This window comes from Leclercia sp. TB492 (assembly GCF_049974505.2).
Taxonomy (GTDB): Bacteria; Pseudomonadota; Gammaproteobacteria; order Enterobacterales; family Enterobacteriaceae; genus Enterobacter; species Enterobacter adecarboxylatus_C.
Genome location: NZ_CM127572.1, coordinates 471,536 through 487,988, shown reverse-complemented (window position 1 = coordinate 487,988; position 16,453 = coordinate 471,536). Strand labels below are relative to the sequence as shown.

Genomic DNA, 16,453 nt, shown 5'->3' with positions numbered 1-16,453 from the left:
ATGGCAGAACGACATGTTTTAGGTATCTCAGGTGGCAAAGATAGCGCAGCCTTGGCGATTTACATGCGGCAGCACCATCCTGAACTACACATTGAGTATTTTTTCACTGATACAGGAAAAGAGTTACCTGAGGTTTATGAATTCCTCGGTAAGCTTGAAGGATTCCTTGGTAAAAAAATTGAGTATTTAAATCCTGATCGAGATTTCGATTTTTGGTTGAAAGAATACAATCATTTTCTTCCTTCACCACAAACAAGATGGTGTACTCGTCAATTGAAATTAAGGCCGTTCGAGCTATGGGTGCGGCCTATGCTTGCAGCTGGTGATTCCGTTACCAGCTACGTTGCGATAAGAGCGGATGAGGAATATCGCGAAGGTTATGCTTCGAAGCATAAAAATCTAAAAATAGCGCTCCCTTTTCGCGAAAATGGTATAGATAAGGCTGCCGTAGGCGATATTCTGGAAGCATCAGGCGTCGGCTGGCCTGAATATTACAAATGGCGTAGCAGATCCGGCTGTACTTTTTGCTTTTTTCAACAAAAAGTTGAATGGGCAAGGTTAAAAGAAAATCATCCTGAAGCATTCGAAGAAGCAAAAGCTTACGAAAAAAATGCAATGGAGCACGGTTCGCCATTTACATGGTCTCAAGGCGAATCTCTTTCTGAACTTGAAAAACCAGAAAGATTAATTCAAATTTTTAAAGATTATGATGAGAGAAAGGCAAGAGTTGCAGCTAAAAAACCTCAAAACCCTTTACGCCCGGTTGAAATAGACGATATTGATGATATATATGGTGATGATGAAGGAAACGGTTCATGCAATATATGTCATAAATAGTATAAATAAGTGCACCCCTTAGGGTGCACAATTTATTTGGACATCGAACTTATTCAACAGCTAACCAAGCATGAATACGACTCCATGCTAACTCTGCAATTCTTACACTGCGTTTCTCTATAAGTTCTTTCGTCCAATCACCTTCAACAGTAGCAACAGATTTAACAAGTGGTAAATATTTCGATTCAGTCAATAAATCATTTGTTGATTGAGCTAAATTTATCCCCTGCGCCTTACCTTGTTCCTGTAATGGATCAAGCTCATCCGGAGTCATTGCGGACAGAATCTTATAAAATAATTTTTTCTTTGCCCAACTACCATTTTTTAGAGATGAGTTTTCTCTAATTGGTAGCAGTGTTAAATTACCTAATCGATCTATTAATTCCGGTTCCTCATAGATATCGTCTAACCAGCCCTCTGAAGTTCTTTCTTGAGGTGCAATATGCTCAATTGTTTTAGACTGATCCCCTGTCCAATTTTTTACATCAAGGAGAGGTAAAATACCGTTCCTACCAGCTACCGTCAGGCCAGGATTTGCTTTGTCCTCTACACTATCATGAGCTGCAGCGAGTAAAATAAAACGAGTAATTTCTTTTTGATTTGAATATGCCGGTATCTTAGAAATTGCTTTTACCCAATCTTCCTTACTACCTACCTTACCTTCTTGTTCAAGTATAGATAAAAACGCTCTTTTTAGCTGAATGACATTTAAAGTAATGTCTGATCCAAAATCATTCTTACTTCTTGCCAATGGTTTCAACCCAACATCCGGTTGACCATTAAGCATTAATTTACGGTAGTGTGAATCTATGTTCTCAGTTGAACGGCGAGAAGATCTCCAGAGGACAGAAAAAGCAGTGATAGCTTTAACTGCCTCAATGAAATTTTTTATTGCTTGTTCCCTATTCTCTGGTGCAACTCGTCTTATTTCGGAATAGAAGCGGATCAAAGGTCCCAGTGTTATTGTATGATTAAATTTCCGAAGTAAATCTATACATAAAATGACTTCATCTGTCTGCGCTTCTTCAGCAGAGGAAATAGTTGTGGCTTGCGACTTGTCTTCAGGCCAAGAATACCTAATAAATAAGGCTGCATGAGAAAGATATCTAACATATTCTTGCTGCTGCTCCAAATCAGGAAGACTTTCAAAACTGTCTTTAAGGAATCTCCTTTGATCACTTAGTCTTTTAGACAGCTTTTCACCTTTTTCTGCCAAGGCAAAAGTAACAATTAACCGACTCGTTGTATCTTGTTTATCATTTGATTTGCCGGTACTTTCAAGATAATCTTCAATCGCTTTAACATAAAGATGAGATTGCGATTTTTCATACCCGCTGAGTTTTTCTGCATTTATAATTTTTGGTTTGAAAGTCTCAAATGCCGTCAGTGGTTCACCGGTCGTATTTAATGACTCAAACATGTCAAATGCATAATCTTCATTTTTAGCAGTAACAATAGTTATGGCAACGCGATCAAGAACGAAATTAGCAAATAGGACTAGGCGAGTTAATTCCTCAAAAGAATGATCACCAAGTTCAGAAAGTTTAGCTTTTACAGATTCTGGAAATTCAGATTTGAGTAGAAGATTTTGAAATTTATCATTATCAAGAATATCAGAGATATCTGGTAACTCTAATTCCGTTTGTTCCGATTTAGCAGTTGTTTTTCCTCCAAAATCAATACATTTACTTATGTTCTTTATTAGTTTATAAACTGTTTTTCGGCCTTCAGAAAGAGGCTTGTATTTGCTACTGTTTTCTTGTTCACTTTCAGGAGGTTCATATTTGAAATTCTTTTTTATTTCCTCCCGTCCATATTTTCCGTAGGTATGCAAATAATGGCCAATGGCAGATTTATAACTCGCTTTATCTTTCTTACGTGACCACGAATCATCATATGCCCTAATCATTCTAGGATAATATTGAAAATCCAGATCTCCGTAATCCTTATTTTCCTCGAATGTTTTAGCTAATCTCCCAATAACTTTCATGCATTCTTCGACTAACCATACATCCGCATCTTCTTCGCTATATTTATTTATTTTTTTAACTAATCTTAACTTTATTTCTTCGTGAAGTACTGTATTGACCAATAATAATGTCGTTAACCTTTGCTGCCCATCAATTATTGTCATAACTCTTGAAGGAACATCACCTTTAACAATTGGATCTACTGTAACTAAATTTGTGTCATGAATAGCTATAATCGTCCCTAAAAAAGTTATAGCATCATCCCTATTCGTGAGAGTGGTGAAACCATGACAGATATCTTCAATTAATCGTGTTATTTTAGGTGTATCCCAAGAATATTGCCTCTGATATGCTGGGACATACAATCCTTGACCATTCTCACATAGATACTCCCAAACACTTTTGGGCTGCGCTCCGAAAACGTCTTTGATTTCCATATAACCCCTTGATTTTATTGGCTTACTAATTTTTATTTTGATAGGTAATCAATGAATACATGATTTTACCAACTATCCAGCACATAGCAACGATCCTATGCAAGTACATTGAATTTCATTAATCTTCCACGGTATTTTATCTTCTTGCAAGAACCGAAATATCACAATTTATCATGTCCAGTATAGAGGAGCTTCTATGAGAAATGTCTTTTCACTGACAGCACACCGTGTCATTTAGAAGCGAATCCAAGTCAGAAACCCGTTGCGAAATTTTGTTTAAAGCATTGTAATCACGTTATGATAGGAAGTTACTTCCGCTATGGACAGCCTGACAGAGTTGCTGAATGCAATATTTGGTCAATGAAATGTAAAACTAAGAACATCTCATAGACGAAAATATCGTAGCTTATTATGTATTCGGAATATATAACCAAACGAGTAAGACTCGTGCGGTAGTGGGATAGGATATTCAGACTGTTGCTGTTTAAATAGACGAAAAGCTACCAAATAGTAGCCTTTCCAGTATCCCCATACATGGGGCAAATAACATTCTTTCCTGAGAATGGGTAGCATCGTTTGTAAGGCTGTTATAATTTCTTCATCGCTGGACATTCCTAAATCAAATGAAACATACATCTTGCTGCTATTTTGGTTAAGAAAAAAATCTCTCATAGTTTTTGTTATTGGTTTCTTTTTCAACTCTTTTTTGATATCGCCATTTTCTTCAAAAAAATCCATGCTAAACATTATTAACTTGTACTCTAATTTTTTTATATCACCAAAGCTAACCTGCGCAACATGTGTTTGGCCCTTGCCAAAATGATCATGATTATTATCTTGTCTGCTTAAAATAGGATTACCTTCAAGGATAGACCTTAAATTTTGATTATCATCTTCCCATCCAAAATTTACACTGTCGAAAATCGCTTCTCTAAAGGCAAGCTCAGTATGCAGTTCTTTGATTGTAAGTGATTTTAACTGCTCATAGTTTTCGAGACTAAACCAGCTTTTTAATTCTTCATAAGGGCTTACTACTTTCATTAATCCCACCACTGTATTCAAAGCTTGAATGAGTTAGCACTGCTTATTTGAATTAATTCTCCCTTAACAAGGTTGATAAGGGAGAGTGATTGCTTAACTACTTATTCATAGTTAAATCCTTTTAAAATCAAATGGTGAAACTTGTCGTATTCTAAGAAGGTCAAGGTAATCGGCCCACCACTGCAACATAAGCTTTCTCTCATCAAGGTGCTCTGCTTTATGTATGTAGGCAGCACGAACTGAGTTCCGCTCCTGATGGCTCATTTGCCGTTCAACAGCATCTTTCGACCACAAACCGGATTCAATTAAGGCACTACAAGCCATGGCCCTGAATCCATGTCCACAGACCTCCACGGTTGTGTCATAGCCCATAGACCTCAAAGCCTTGTTTACCGTATTTTCACTCATAGGCTTTCTGAAATCATGGTCGCCAATGAACACGAGTTCATGATCACCGCTGATCTCTTTAATTTCCGTCAACACAGCCAATGCCTGACAACTCAAAGGAACAAGGTGTGGAGTTCGCATTTTCGAACCACGATGTGAATGTTTCACTCCGGGTAATGGCTCTCGCTCTGCAGGGATAGTCCACATGGCATTGTCGAAATCTATCTCTGACCAACGAGCAAACCTGAGTTCACTTGAACGAATGAAAATGAGCAATGTGAGTTTCACGGCTAACTTCGTGAGTTTCCTACCTTTGAAGTTATCAATTCGTTCTAAGAGTTCTGAGAATCGTTCGAATGGCAAAGCTGGCCTGTGGGTTCTTTTGGCTACGGCAATAGCTCCTGCCATCTCCTAAGCAGGGTTGTAATCTATCAGCCCATTCTGGACGGCATATCGCATTACTGCCGTCGTCCTTTGCTGTAGTCGGGAAGCAACTTCCAGTCGCCCGGAAGCTTCAACAGCCTTGATAGGGGCAAGAAGATCTCTGGTATTAAGCTCGGATATTTTTCTTTTACCAATAGTAGTAAAGAGACCATCTTCCATGCTTTTTAGAACTCTCTCGCTGTGGGAATCAGACCATTTCCTTTTACAGGCAGTATGCCAGTCCCTTGCGACAGCCTCGAAAGTCAGGGCTTCACTTTGCTCGATCTTGTCGGCTTTTTTCTTCTCAGAAGGATCAATACCAACAGATACCAACTTTTTGGCCTCATCTCGTTTCCTGCGAGCTTCACCAAGAGAGACCATTGGATAAACACCCAATGCTAAAACTTTCTGTTTGCCATCGAAACGGTATTGGAGTCGCCAGTATTTTGAACCATTGGGGTTGATCAGCAGGTGCATACCCTGCCCATCTGTGAGTTTGAAAGGTTTTTCGGAGGGCTTGGTAGTCCTAACTTTGATATCAGTGAGTGCCATCAGTTGATACCTCCGCTGTTGGTATCAAAATCAATCGAACCGAAGATACCACCAGTTATACCATCATTCGTTGGTATATGTGGATAGAAGTAAGTAGACGTGGACAGACTAAGAAAAGCCAAAACTCTGCTTAACTTACTGTTTTTATGGACTAAAATAGACGTTGGTAGACTTGAAAAAAGCTTTGTATGGTGCCGAAGGCCGGACTCGAACCGGCACGTATTTCTACGGTTGATTTTGAATCAACTGCGTCTACCGATTTCGCCACTTCGGCACTGAAGGGGATGCGGAAACGTTGTGGATTATACCTGTCGCGCGCCGCCATGCAAGCGGCGACGCGCTAAACCGCGCTAAGTGCCCAAAAAACCAGCGCCCCTATCAATCCAGTTCCGTCACCGCCATCCGAATCACCCTCGCCGCCTTCTGCTCCGGCAGCTTCAGCACCTTCCCCCACATCGCCTGCACCAACTCGCAGGTGAGCTTCTCTTTGCCCACCGCGTTCTCCGGCATCACCAGCAGCTGGATCGCCACCCCGTACTGGCTGGCGAGGGACTGCATAATCGGGCGCACATCTTCCACCGCGGCGGCGTGTTCCTCCGGGGTAACGGTATGGCGATCTTTACCCCAGCCCGCGCGCATCATGTCGGCGTCGGCCTGCAGGCGGCGCTGCATCATTCCTTTATCCAGCACCCGCATCGGGTTGACGCCGCCCTTCACGGCAGGGAATAAGAAACGGAAACAGGCATCGTCACTCACCTTCTTAATGGCGGCGGTCTGCTCCATGTTGATTGTCATCCAGGCCACCGTATTCGCGTCGGGGGCATATTGCAGGCGCGACATCTGCAGCTCCAGGATCTGCGGCTGGACCACGTCGATGATCTCCTGCTCAGACTCCCCCGCTTTCTGCATGGTGAGGATCTGCTCGCGGATACGTGCCACAAACCGGGGGGCCTGCTCTTTCAGTACCTGCCAGGAGGGCATGGCGTTAAGGACGGTATCAAGTCGATGTTCGGGGGTGTTTTGCAGGCGCTGCTTGTCGTAATAAACCCAGAAGGCCACTGCTGCGGAGATAACCGCTACCACTGCTATACGAGTCCACGCTCTTCTCATCGTTACGCATCCTTGATCCTTTAGCTATGCCGGTTTACACCGGCACGCCGCTATGGAAGCGAAACTCGTTGTCCGGTGTTGAGATCAGTGTGGCTTCAATTTCACCAAAAAGCTGTATGCGAGGAGAGATATCCTCATCGCTGACCTGTTGGGCAAGCGTCAGATAATCCTGGTAATGCCGTGCTTCGGAGCGCAGCAGCGACAGATAAAACTTCTGCAACTCCTCGTCGAGGAACGGTGCCAGCGCGGCGAAGCGTTCGCAGGAGCGTGCTTCGATGTAGGCGCCGCAGATCAGCTTGTCGATCAGCGTCAGCGGCTCGTGGGTGCGCACGGCTTTCAGCATCCCTTTGGCGTAGCGGCTGGCGGTGATTTTGACGTAGGGGATGTTGTGGGCCAACATCGCCTCGCGCACCTGCCAGAAGTGGTGCAGCTCCTCTTTGATCAGCAGCACCATGCTGTCAATCAGCGCCTGACCCCAGGGGTCGTCGGTCTTCGGCATCACGCTTTTGCCAATCTGCTTGTGCAGGGCGACAAAATCCGGTTCCGGGCCTTCGCGGAAGGTGAAGGCTTCGTAGGGCTTGAGCCACTCGAGTAGCGCGTTGGCACCGCTCTCGTCGGCAACGTATTTGCGCACTAATAACAGCGCGGTCTGGGCGGCTTTGAGCTCGCACACCATATGGTCGGTGAGCAGCAGCGGCAGGTTGGCCGGGTCGCGGGCTCTATCAATCCACGCTTGCGGGGTCGGGCACTGGAGGAAGTTGAGAACAGGGGCGAGTATCTGCGGGTAATCCATCATTGAACCTTGCAAAGCGGCAGCCGAAGCTGCCGCAAATCATACTTAGTGACGCACGCCGTCGTCGTCTTCGTCAAAATCTTCGTCGTCTTCGTCGTCACCTTCTTCGCCGTTCGGATCTTCGAAGTAGGTGCCCCAGCCGTCGTATTCCACTTCAAAACGTTCGGCCAGGTCCATCAGCTGTTCAACCTGGGCGTCGATCAGCTCAGCTTTCAGCGCGCCTTCGCTCAGGATGTCGCAGCAGATGACGGTGTCGCCCTCTTCCACTTCCAGCTCTTCTGGCTCAGTTACTTCGTAACCCAGACGGAAGGCTTCAACCGCCAGCTTTTCCAGCGCTTCGAAATCATCCGCAGAGAAATGGTGCTCGATGGTGTACAGTGCATCCGGATCGCTGCCGTCTTCCAGCAGTTCTTCAATAATCAGTCGCGTCTCTTCGCGCTGTTCTTCCAGCAGTTCTGGGTTTGCCATGGCTCGTTCCTCTTTAAAGTGCGGCAGATACTTCTATTTTCACACACGGATGTGTTTGCCTCCACCTTTGTAAGAAAGATTTGTGAATCGGGGTTGCAAGTGAATATTGATACAGATAAAGTGAATTTTAATTCAATAAGTGGCCTTTGCCATGTGAGGATAAAATGTCTGAACTGTATAAAAAACATTTCCTGAAATTGCTCGATTTTACGCCTGCACAGCTCACCTCTCTGCTTGCCCTCTCGGCACAGCTGAAAGCCGATAAGAAAAAAGGGACTGAAGTACAGAAACTTACTGGCAAAAACATCGCGCTCATCTTCGAAAAAGACTCTACCCGTACCAGATGCTCTTTCGAAGTTGCCGCATTTGACCAGGGCGCGCGCGTCACGTATCTCGGGCCGAGCGGCAGCCAGATTGGGCATAAAGAATCAATTAAAGATACCGCCCGCGTGCTGGGCCGGATGTACGACGGCATTCAGTATCGCGGCCATGGTCAGGAAGTGGTCGAAACGCTGGCGGAATTTGCCGGTGTGCCGGTGTGGAACGGGCTGACCAACGAGTTCCATCCAACCCAGCTGCTGGCTGATTTACTCACCATGCAGGAGCATTTGCCGGGCAAGGCCTTTAACGAGATGGTGCTGGTCTACACCGGCGACGCGCGTAACAACATGGGTAACTCAATGCTGGAAGCGGCGGCGCTCACCGGGCTGGATCTGCGTCTGGTGGCCCCAAAAGCCTGCTGGCCGGAAGAGAGCCTGGTGGCGGAGTGCAGCGCGCTGGCAGAGAAGAACGGCGGCAAAATCACCCTCACCGAAGACGTGGCGGCGGGCGTGAAGGACGCCGATTTCATCTACACCGACGTGTGGGTGTCGATGGGCGAAGCCAAAGAGAAGTGGGCCGAGCGGATTGCGCTGCTGCGTGGCTATCAGGTGAACAGCCAGATGATGGCCCTGACAGGGAACCCGGACGTCAAGTTCCTGCACTGTCTGCCGGCATTCCACGACGACCAGACCACGCTGGGCCAGCAGATGGCGAAGGAGTTCGATCTGCACGGCGGAATGGAAGTGACGGACGAGGTGTTTGAGTCGGCGGCGAGCGTGGTATTTGACCAGGCAGAGAACCGGATGCACACCATTAAAGCGGTGATGGTCGCCACTCTGGGTGAATAACGCCTGCTTTTAAAATGACGGGAGGGTTGCCGCCCTCCTGATATTTATATTATTTACTTGTCGACAGAATAGTTTACCGGCTTATTAATTTGCCCTCACCCTCATCTTGCCGAACGGGCATTGTTTAAAAATACATTTTACCGGAGCATCGCACGTCTTGCTCTCCGGGTCGCGATGGCCGGGGCAGCTGGACATCTTATTCATTACGCGCCACAGGGTGTGGCTGTATTTGTCGATCTGCAGAATATTAATATCGCAGGGCTCGTCGTTAATAAATAAACGATTATAAATGACTTTTATCCGATCGCCGGGTTTAAAAAGCTGCTCGCCGTTATACCACAGAATATATTTATGATTATGTTGAGTCAGAATTTTTGAAAATAACGTCCCTGTGGCCGGACTGGCAATGGTGCCTAAAGAAACCCAAGTTTTAGAAGCAGTCATTAAAATACCTTTTAAACGAGCCATAAAAAATGCAGAAAGCCTTACGGTTAATGAGTGTAAAAGAACAATGAAAATGTGAGTAATAGGCACAGCCTATCTTTTTAACTTGAATCCATAAGTATCAGGAATGACTTATGTCAAATTTTTCCGCCATGATTGCCTGTGACGGTACCAGGATCGTCAAAGCCCCCGCCTCCCTTGTCGATTGATTTTTCAGCGTAAACAGGGTACGTTTTCGCCTTAATTCCAGCGCGGATGTGCCGAACTTATGCCTATTATTCAATCTGTTGAACGTGCCTTACAGATCCTCGATCTGTTTAACGAACAGGCGACGGAACTCAAAATCACCGACATCAGTAAACAGATGGGCCTGAGCAAGAGCACCCTCCACTCGCTGCTTAAAACCCTGCAGCTGCACGGCTATATCGATCAGAATCCGGAGAACGGCAAATATCGCCCGGGCATGAAGCTGGTCGAGCGCGGCCACTTCGTGGTGAGCACCATGGATATTCGCCAGAAAGCGAAGCACTGGCTGACGGAGCTGTCGGAGCGCACCGGGCAGACCACCCATCTGGGCATTCTGGACGGACGCGAAGGGGTTTATATCGAGAAGATTGAAGGCAAGCTGGCGGCCATCGCCTACTCGCGCATTGGCCGTCGCCTGCCGGTGCATGCCACCGCCATCGGCAAAGTGCTGATCGCCTGGCTGAGCGACGCCGAGCTGAACACGCTGCTCGACGGTTATCAGTACACCACTTATACCCCCGCGACCCTGGCCTCACGCGAGGCGCTGCTGGCCGCGCTGGCACAGACCCGCGAGCAGGGTTATGCCCTCGACAGCGAAGAGAACGAGCAGGGGGTGCGCTGCGTGTCGGTCCCGGTGCGTAACCATGAATCCCGGGTTATCGCCGCCCTGAGCCTGTCGACCCTGACCTCCCGCGTCGACGACGATGAACTGGCGCATTTTCGCGAGCAGTTGCAGGAGGCCGGGCGCCAGCTCTCACGCGCCCTGGGCTACCCGGTCTGAGGTTAATCTGCTCCCGGTATCTGGCTGAAGGGCTTATAAACCGAGCGCTTTTTTACCGGCGTTAATGACCTCGATAATTTTATCCGTGTCGTAAATACAGCCTTTCCAGGTCCCGCCGCTCACCGACTGTAAGGCCGCCCACAGGCGCGTATCGTCGGGTAAAAAATCATGGGCGTGAAGTTCCGGATGCGGCTGACGACGCGCCAGCTCTGTAGCCCCCTCTTCCGGGGTGAGCGGTGCCAGCGGCGTGCCGATAAAGTTGACGCTGCCAGTCAGGGAGAGGCGATCCACCACAATTTCGATGATGTCGTTATCGCGCAGTTTGCCAATCGGCCCACCCGCCAGCGCTTCAGGCGCCACATGACCAAAACAGGCTCCGGTCGAGACCCCCGAGAAGCGGGCATCGGTGATCAGCGATACGGTTTTTCCCCAGGAGACATGCTTGAGCGCCGAGGTCAGCTGATAGGTCTCTTCCATCCCGGTACCGGACGGCCCGCCGCCGATCACCACCATGATGTCGCCCTGCTCGATCTCGCCGCTTTTGATCGCCTTGATCGCCCGGGCTTCCGAGACAAACACCCGCGCCCGACCGGTGTGGCGGTAAACGCCATCCTCACCCACCACCGACGGGTCGATCGCCGTGGCCTTGATCACCGATCCTTCCGGGGCGATGTTGCCCACCGGGAACGCCACCGTGGAGGTAAGCCCGCGGGCGTTGGCGCGTTCCGGGGGCAGGATCACGTTGTCAGGATCCACCCCGTCCTGCTCGCGCAGGCACTGGCGGAAGCGCTCCCGGCGTTCCGAGGCCTGCCACCAGTCGAGGTTTTCCCCGACGGTCTGGCCGGTGACGGTCATGGCATCCAGATGCAGCAGGCCAAGATCGCGCAGATGGAGCATCACCTCCGGCACGCCGCCCGCGAGGAACGCCCGCACCGTCGGGTGATAATCCGGCCCGTTCGGTAATACGCTCACCAGCCGCGGCACCTTACGGTTGACGCGGGTCCAGTGGTCGACGTCAGGAATGGTGCAGCCCGCCGCGTGAGCAATGGCCGGGATGTGCAGCAGCAGGTTGGTGGAGCCGCCGAACGCGGCGTGGATCACCATCGCGTTCTCAATGGCCTTGTCGGTGAGAATATCGCGGGTGGTGATGCCGCGGTTATCCAGCTCGATCACCGCCCGCGCCGACTGGCGGGAAATCTCCAGCCACACGTCCTGTCCGGACGGGGCCAGCGCCGAGTGCGGCAGCGCCAGGCCTAAGGCTTCGGCCACCACCTGCGAGGTGCCTGCGGTACCGAGGAACTGGCAGCCGCCCCCCGGTGAGGCGCAGGCGCGGCAGCCCAGCTCGGCGGCCTCCTGCAGGGAGAGTTCATGGTTAGCGTAACGCGCCCCGATGGTCTGCACCTTGCCGGCGTCCTCGCCGAAGGTGGGTGGCAGCGTGGCGCCGCCCGGCACCAGAATGGTCGGCAGGTTGTGCATAGACGCCAGCGCAATCATGGTGGCGGGGAGGCCTTTGTCGCAGGTGGCGACGCCAATCACCGCCCGGCGCGTGGGCAGGGAGCGGATCAGCCGCCGAAAGACGATCGCCGCATCGTTGCGGTACGGCAGGGAGTCAAACATCCCGTGCGTACCCTGGGAGCGCCCGTCGCAGGGGTCGCTGACAAAGGCGGCAAAGGGGATCCCACCGTTGCGGGTGATCTCTTTTGCCGCGGCCTGCATCTGCAGGCCAATCTCCCAGTGTCCGGTGTGGTAGCCCAGCGCCACCGGGCGGCCATCGCCCGCGCGGATCCCGCCCTGGGTGCCGATAATCAGCACCTCTTTGCCGGTGAGTTTATTGGCATCCCAGCCCATTCCGGCGTTCTGGGTCATGCCAAACAGATTGCCGCTAGGGGATTCCATCAGCATCTGCGGGGTCAGGGGCAGTGCCCCCTGCGGCCCGGCCGCGTGGGTGATCACCGAGTAGAAGGCGTCATCCTGCGGGGTAAAAATCGTCTCTATCGACATCGTCACCTTCCGGTTCAGCAGAGCTTGAGCTGTTGCAGCAGCGCTTTCAGCTGCGCCTTGCGCGGTTCATCCAGCGGCCCGGCTGGCGGCAGCACGTGGGTGGACACCGGACGCACGCAGAGGGCAATCGCCTCTTTAATCACGTTCACGAACGGGGCGTCCAGCTGATACATCTGTGGGATTTGCAGCATGGTCTGATGATAGTGCGCGGCCTGCGCCAGATCGCCGTCGCGGAAGGCCTGCAGCAGTTTGACCGAGATCTGCGGGGCGAAGTTGCCGCTGGCCGAGATCGCCCCATCGCCGCCCAGCAGCAGGGTATTGAACAGGTGATCGTCATAGCCGCAGAGCACCACAAAGTGCGGGTGCGCCGCCTTAACGGTGAGGATCATGCTGCGCAGGTGGGCCACAGAGTCGATGGTGTCTTTGATCCCCACGATATTGCGGCGGGAGTCCGCCAGGGTTTTGACCAACTGCGGGGTCAGATCCTGTCCGGTCAGGGCCGGGAAGTTATAGAGGATCACCGGCAGGGTGACGCTGTCGGCCACCTGCCCGAAGTAGCGGATCAGGTTCGCTTCCGACACTTTCCAGTAGTAGGGGTTAATCACCACGATGCCGTCTGCCCCCGCCTGCTGCGCGTGCTGGCTCAGCTCGATGGTCTCCCGGGCGTTGGTGCCCCCGGTGCCGATCAGCACCGGCACGCGGCGATTCACATGGGCGATGGCAAATTCGGCGATCGCTTTACGCTCCTGGGTGTTGAGCTGGGAAAACTCCCCGCCGCTGCCGAGAAAGAACAGGCCATTGACGCCTGCGTCGATCATGCTGTCGATCAGCGCGGCGGTACCGGCTTTATCCAGTGCGCCATCGGCGGTGAAGATAGTGGAGACGGGGGGAATAATCCCCGAGAACTGTAGAGTCTGCTGCATGCGATCTCCTTGCTGAATCATTTTGTTCTACATTATAGAACAGCGTTCGTTTATTTAACGATCATACTAGAACGTGGGGAAAGCGAAGGACAATGCGGAAAAAGGAGGGAGTGCGTGTTTTTTAAGCTGGATCACAGAATGGGAGGCGTGTTCCCTCTCCCTGGGGGAGAGGGTCAGGGCGAGGGGAAATTATCCCACTAACATCTTCACCACCACCTTGCGCACCTGGGCCGGGTTGCCCACCGCGCACAGCGGTTTGTGCACTTCGCCCGGGTAGAAGACCACGAAGTCGCCTTCGTTCAGCACTACGGTTTTCTCCTGCTCACCTTCCGGCAGGAAGGCGATGTCTTTATCCGCCAGCCAGTCGGTGTCCGGCGTGCCGTTTGGCAGGGTGCTGAAGGTCATCCCTTCCTGGCCTTTCAGCAGGATCTGGATGTCCAGATAACGGGCGTGATACTCCGCACGGCGCTCGGCGAACGGCTGGGTCATGTCTTCGGAAACCAGATAAAACAGGTTGTTGCCGTCGATATCATGTTTGCCGGTTGGGGTCGCGTCAGTCACGTTTACTTTAACGTGTTCGATCGCCTGACGCAGCGCCTGCGGCAGCCAGGACTGGAGGTTGTGAATGTTGCCAACGATCATAGTGAAATCCTCAATATAAAACATCGTTTCATTTTCAACTTTTATACGAGAAATTCAGCTGCCATACCACCACTTTTTGGTGGGGATTTGCTCTTGCGCATAACCATGCACGCGGAAACCTTTACGTTGCTTAAAGTGTGCATTATTCGCTTGATCCGCGATTCAGGCTGCGTATAATGCCCCACAATTTGCCAGGAGGAAGCATGCTCAAACATGTTCGACAGAGTGCCGTTGCGCGTCTTAAAACAGACGCTGGCCTGCCGTTTTTCTTCCCATTGCAATCCCTATTCCAGAAGCCCCTCATTTGAGGGGCTTTTTTTTGCCCGGCGTCAGGAGATAAAAATGAATCCGCTTTATCAAAAACACATCATTTCCATCAACGACCTCAGCCGTGAAGAGCTGGAGCTGGTTCTGGCAACCGCGGCAAAACTGAAGGCCAATCCACAACCGGAGCTGCTGAAGCACAAGGTGATCGCCAGCTGCTTCTTCGAAGCCTCCACCCGCACCCGTCTGTCGTTCGAGACCTCCATCCACCGTCTGGGCGCCAGCGTGGTGGGCTTCTCCGACAGCAGCAACACCTCGTTGGGCAAAAAAGGCGAGACCCTGGCGGACACCATCTCGGTGATCGGCACCTACGTTGACGCCATCGTGATGCGTCACCCGCAAGAGGGCGCCGCGCGTCTGGCGACCGAGTTCTCCGGCGGTGTTCCGGTACTGAACGCCGGTGACGGGGCCAACCAGCACCCGACCCAGACCCTGCTGGATCTGTTCACCATTCAGGAGACTCAGGGCCGTCTGGAAAACCTGAACATCGCCATGGTGGGCGACCTGAAATATGGCCGCACCGTCCACTCCCTGACCCAGGCGCTGGCGAAGTTCAACGGCAACCGCTTCTACTTCGTCGCTCCGGACGCGCTGGCGATGCCGCAGTACATCCTCGATATGCTCGATGAAAAAGGTATTCAGTGGAGCCTGCACGCCAGCATCGAAGAGATGATGGCCGAGGTGGATATTCTCTATATGACCCGCGTGCAGAAGGAGCGTCTGGATCCGTCGGAGTACGCCAACGTGAAGGCGCAGTTTGTCCTGCGCGCCAGCGACCTCGAAGGTGCACGCAGCAACATGAAAGTGCTGCACCCGCTGCCGCGTATCGATGAGATCACCACCGACGTGGATAAGACGCCGCACGCCTGGTACTTCCAGCAGGCCGGGAACGGCATCTTTGCACGCCAGGCGTTACTGGCACTGGTTCTGAATCGCGACTTAGCTCTGTAAGGGGAAATGACCATGACACACGATAACAAACTCCAGGTCGAAGCCATCAAACGTGGCACCGTAATTGACCACATCCCTGCGCAGGTGGGCTTTAAGCTGCTGACCCTGTTCAAACTGACCGAAACCGACCAGCGCATCACCATCGGCCTGAACCTGCCGTCCGGCGAGATGGGCCGCAAGGATCTGATCAAAATTGAGAACACCTTCCTGACCGATGAGCAGGTTAACCAGCTGTCCCTGTACGCGCCGGACGCGACCGTCAACCGCATCGACGACTACGAAGTGGTGGGCAAATCCCGTCCGAGCCTGCCGGAACGCATTGATGGCGTGCTGGTGTGCCCGAACAGCAACTGCATCAGCCATGCTGAGCCGGTTAACTCCAGTTTTGCAGTGAAAAAACGCGCCGATGACATCGCGCTCAAATGCAAATACTGCGAAAAAGAGTTTTCGCATAATGTGGTGCTGGCCAACTAATCCGGGTGGTAATGCATGCCTGCCTCTTTATAATGGCAGGCATACTTACAACGCTGTAATTCTGGAGAAATCATGACCAAAGTACTCGCGACGGAAAATGCACCTGCAGCTATCGGCCCATACGTTCAGGGCGTTGATCTTGGCAGCATGATCATCACCTCCGGCCAGATCCCGGTGAACCCAAAAACCGGTGAAGTGCCGGAAGACGTCTCTGCGCAGGCACGCCAGTCGCTGGAAAACGTCAAAGCGATCGTCGAATCCGCTGGCCTGAAAGTGGGCGATATCGTCAAAACCACGGTATTCGTGAAAGATCTCAACGATTTCGCCACCGTTAACGCCACCTACGAAGCTTTCTTCACCGAGCACAACGCTGGCTTCCCGGCGCGCTCCTGCGTGGAAGTGGCGCGTCTGCCGAAAGACGTGAAGATCGAAATCGAAGCGATCGCCGTGCGTCGCTAATAATTGATTTTGATATGCAAA

General features: G+C 51.0%; 16 protein-coding genes, 1 tRNA gene and 2 pseudogenes. 8 read left to right on the top strand and 11 right to left on the bottom strand.

The features are described from left to right. Positions 1–837 (top strand): phosphoadenosine phosphosulfate reductase family protein, encoded by an 837-nt coding sequence (locus ACP4QI_RS02285; RefSeq protein WP_045341602.1) that lies wholly within the window; start codon positions 1–3, stop codon positions 835–837. A gap of 49 nt (positions 838–886) precedes the next feature. On the opposite strand, the gene ACP4QI_RS02280 is transcribed toward ACP4QI_RS02285, so the two are convergent. From ACP4QI_RS02280 to rraB, 7 genes and pseudogenes are all read right to left on the bottom strand, one after another. Beyond that, positions 887–3,244, bottom strand: a complete 2,358-nt coding sequence (locus ACP4QI_RS02280; protein WP_103826217.1) for a DUF262 domain-containing protein — start codon at positions 3,242–3,244, stop codon at positions 887–889. 549 nt (positions 3,245–3,793) lie between these two features. Continuing rightward, a pseudogene (locus tag ACP4QI_RS02275) lies at positions 3,794–4,285 on the bottom strand (DUF6387 family protein); the annotation flags it as partial. A 111-nt stretch (positions 4,286–4,396) separates the two neighbouring features. Further along, a pseudogene (locus ACP4QI_RS02270) lies at positions 4,397–5,647 on the bottom strand (tyrosine-type recombinase/integrase). Between the two features lie 189 nt (positions 5,648–5,836). Then, positions 5,837–5,921 (bottom strand) — tRNA-Leu (locus tag ACP4QI_RS02265). Between the two features lie 104 nt (positions 5,922–6,025). Then, positions 6,026–6,757: a topoisomerase II gene (locus ACP4QI_RS02260; RefSeq protein WP_426495457.1), complete on the bottom strand. Its 732-nt coding sequence runs from the start codon at positions 6,755–6,757 to the stop codon at positions 6,026–6,028. 34 nt (positions 6,758–6,791) lie between these two features. Next, entirely contained in the window at positions 6,792–7,550 is a 759-nt protein-coding gene (gene miaE / locus ACP4QI_RS02255) for a tRNA isopentenyl-2-thiomethyl-A-37 hydroxylase MiaE (protein WP_426495586.1), read from the bottom strand. Positions 7,551–7,595: 45 nt separating this feature from the next. Then, a complete protein-coding gene (rraB, locus tag ACP4QI_RS02250) occupies positions 7,596–8,018 on the bottom strand; it encodes a ribonuclease E inhibitor RraB (RefSeq protein WP_142488030.1) in 423 nt (140 codons plus the stop codon). On the opposite strand from rraB, the gene argL reads away from it, so the two are divergent. Together argL and argF are read left to right on the top strand one after the other, a co-directional pair. Continuing rightward, entirely contained in the window at positions 7,908–8,213 is a 306-nt protein-coding gene (gene argL / locus ACP4QI_RS02245) for a putative translational regulatory protein ArgL (protein ID WP_426495456.1), read from the top strand. The genes rraB and argL overlap by 111 nt on opposite strands. Beyond that, positions 8,183–9,187, top strand: a complete 1,005-nt coding sequence (gene argF, locus ACP4QI_RS02240; RefSeq protein WP_285111039.1) for an ornithine carbamoyltransferase — start codon at positions 8,183–8,185, stop codon at positions 9,185–9,187. Before argL ends, argF begins: the two co-directional genes overlap by 31 nt. Before the next feature lie 84 nt (positions 9,188–9,271). Here argF and ACP4QI_RS02235 read toward each other — a convergent pair whose 3' ends face one another. Next, the gene (locus ACP4QI_RS02235; RefSeq protein ID WP_142488028.1) at positions 9,272–9,655 is read right to left on the bottom strand and encodes a hypothetical protein; all 384 of its coding nucleotides are present in this window, start codon (positions 9,653–9,655) and stop codon (positions 9,272–9,274) included. A gap of 244 nt (positions 9,656–9,899) precedes the next feature. On the opposite strand from ACP4QI_RS02235, the gene ACP4QI_RS02230 reads away from it, so the two are divergent. After that, positions 9,900–10,658: an IclR family transcriptional regulator gene (locus ACP4QI_RS02230; protein ID WP_426495455.1), complete on the top strand. Its 759-nt coding sequence runs from the start codon at positions 9,900–9,902 to the stop codon at positions 10,656–10,658. 33 nt (positions 10,659–10,691) lie between these two features. Here ACP4QI_RS02230 and ACP4QI_RS02225 read toward each other — a convergent pair whose 3' ends face one another. From ACP4QI_RS02225 to ACP4QI_RS02215, 3 genes are all read right to left on the bottom strand, one after another. After that, positions 10,692–12,659 carry a YjhG/YagF family D-xylonate dehydratase gene (locus ACP4QI_RS02225; RefSeq protein ID WP_426495454.1) on the bottom strand — a complete coding sequence of 656 codons (1,968 nt, stop codon included), beginning with the start codon at positions 12,657–12,659 and terminating at the stop codon, positions 10,692–10,694. Positions 12,660–12,673: 14 nt separating this feature from the next. Next, the gene (locus ACP4QI_RS02220) at positions 12,674–13,582 is read right to left on the bottom strand and encodes a dihydrodipicolinate synthase family protein (protein WP_426495453.1); all 909 of its coding nucleotides are present in this window, start codon (positions 13,580–13,582) and stop codon (positions 12,674–12,676) included. Positions 13,583–13,771: 189 nt separating this feature from the next. Next, positions 13,772–14,224, bottom strand: coding sequence for a YhcH/YjgK/YiaL family protein (locus ACP4QI_RS02215; RefSeq protein WP_426495452.1), 453 nt, complete (start codon positions 14,222–14,224; stop codon positions 13,772–13,774). A 203-nt stretch (positions 14,225–14,427) separates the two neighbouring features. Here ACP4QI_RS02215 and ACP4QI_RS02210 point away from each other — a divergent pair, with 203 nt between their 5' ends. The 4 genes from ACP4QI_RS02210 to ridA all read left to right on the top strand — a co-directional run bounded on the left by ACP4QI_RS02210 (position 14,428) and on the right by ridA (position 16,432). Then, the gene (locus ACP4QI_RS02210; RefSeq protein WP_156262787.1) at positions 14,428–14,532 is read left to right on the top strand and encodes a pyrBI operon leader peptide; all 105 of its coding nucleotides are present in this window, start codon (positions 14,428–14,430) and stop codon (positions 14,530–14,532) included. 34 nt (positions 14,533–14,566) lie between these two features. After that, on the top strand, positions 14,567–15,499 hold the full coding sequence (pyrB, locus tag ACP4QI_RS02205) for an aspartate carbamoyltransferase (protein WP_142488022.1): 933 nt from the start codon (positions 14,567–14,569) through the stop codon (positions 15,497–15,499). 12 nt (positions 15,500–15,511) lie between these two features. After that, positions 15,512–15,973 (top strand): aspartate carbamoyltransferase regulatory subunit, encoded by a 462-nt coding sequence (gene pyrI, locus ACP4QI_RS02200; protein ID WP_142488021.1) that lies wholly within the window; start codon positions 15,512–15,514, stop codon positions 15,971–15,973. 72 nt (positions 15,974–16,045) lie between these two features. After that, positions 16,046–16,432: a 2-iminobutanoate/2-iminopropanoate deaminase gene (ridA, locus tag ACP4QI_RS02195; RefSeq protein WP_142488020.1), complete on the top strand. Its 387-nt coding sequence runs from the start codon at positions 16,046–16,048 to the stop codon at positions 16,430–16,432. Positions 16,433–16,453 lie beyond the last annotated feature (21 nt).

What these genes read in the sequence shown, in the direction of transcription:
- ACP4QI_RS02285 (WP_045341602.1), top strand. Translation starts at nt 1, where the DNA reads ATGGCAGAACGACATGTTTTAGGTATCTCAGGTGGCAAAGATAGCGCA.
- ACP4QI_RS02280 (WP_103826217.1), bottom strand. Translation starts at nt 3,244, where the DNA reads ATGGAAATCAAAGACGTTTTCGGAGCGCAGCCCAAAAGTGTTTGGGAG.
- ACP4QI_RS02260 (WP_426495457.1), bottom strand. Translation starts at nt 6,757, where the DNA reads ATGAGAAGAGCGTGGACTCGTATAGCAGTGGTAGCGGTTATCTCCGCA.
- miaE (WP_426495586.1), bottom strand. Translation starts at nt 7,550, where the DNA reads ATGGATTACCCGCAGATACTCGCCCCTGTTCTCAACTTCCTCCAGTGC.
- argL (WP_426495456.1), top strand. Translation starts at nt 7,908, where the DNA reads ATGGTGCTCGATGGTGTACAGTGCATCCGGATCGCTGCCGTCTTCCAG.
- rraB (WP_142488030.1), bottom strand. Translation starts at nt 8,018, where the DNA reads ATGGCAAACCCAGAACTGCTGGAAGAACAGCGCGAAGAGACGCGACTG.
- argF (WP_285111039.1), top strand. Translation starts at nt 8,183, where the DNA reads ATGTCTGAACTGTATAAAAAACATTTCCTGAAATTGCTCGATTTTACG.
- ACP4QI_RS02235 (WP_142488028.1), bottom strand. Translation starts at nt 9,655, where the DNA reads ATGGCTCGTTTAAAAGGTATTTTAATGACTGCTTCTAAAACTTGGGTT.
- ACP4QI_RS02230 (WP_426495455.1), top strand. Translation starts at nt 9,900, where the DNA reads ATGCCTATTATTCAATCTGTTGAACGTGCCTTACAGATCCTCGATCTG.
- ACP4QI_RS02225 (WP_426495454.1), bottom strand. Translation starts at nt 12,659, where the DNA reads ATGTCGATAGAGACGATTTTTACCCCGCAGGATGACGCCTTCTACTCG.
- ACP4QI_RS02220 (WP_426495453.1), bottom strand. Translation starts at nt 13,582, where the DNA reads ATGCAGCAGACTCTACAGTTCTCGGGGATTATTCCCCCCGTCTCCACT.
- ACP4QI_RS02215 (WP_426495452.1), bottom strand. Translation starts at nt 14,224, where the DNA reads ATGATCGTTGGCAACATTCACAACCTCCAGTCCTGGCTGCCGCAGGCG.
- ACP4QI_RS02210 (WP_156262787.1), top strand. Translation starts at nt 14,428, where the DNA reads ATGCTCAAACATGTTCGACAGAGTGCCGTTGCGCGTCTTAAAACAGAC.
- pyrB (WP_142488022.1), top strand. Translation starts at nt 14,567, where the DNA reads ATGAATCCGCTTTATCAAAAACACATCATTTCCATCAACGACCTCAGC.
- pyrI (WP_142488021.1), top strand. Translation starts at nt 15,512, where the DNA reads ATGACACACGATAACAAACTCCAGGTCGAAGCCATCAAACGTGGCACC.
- ridA (WP_142488020.1), top strand. Translation starts at nt 16,046, where the DNA reads ATGACCAAAGTACTCGCGACGGAAAATGCACCTGCAGCTATCGGCCCA.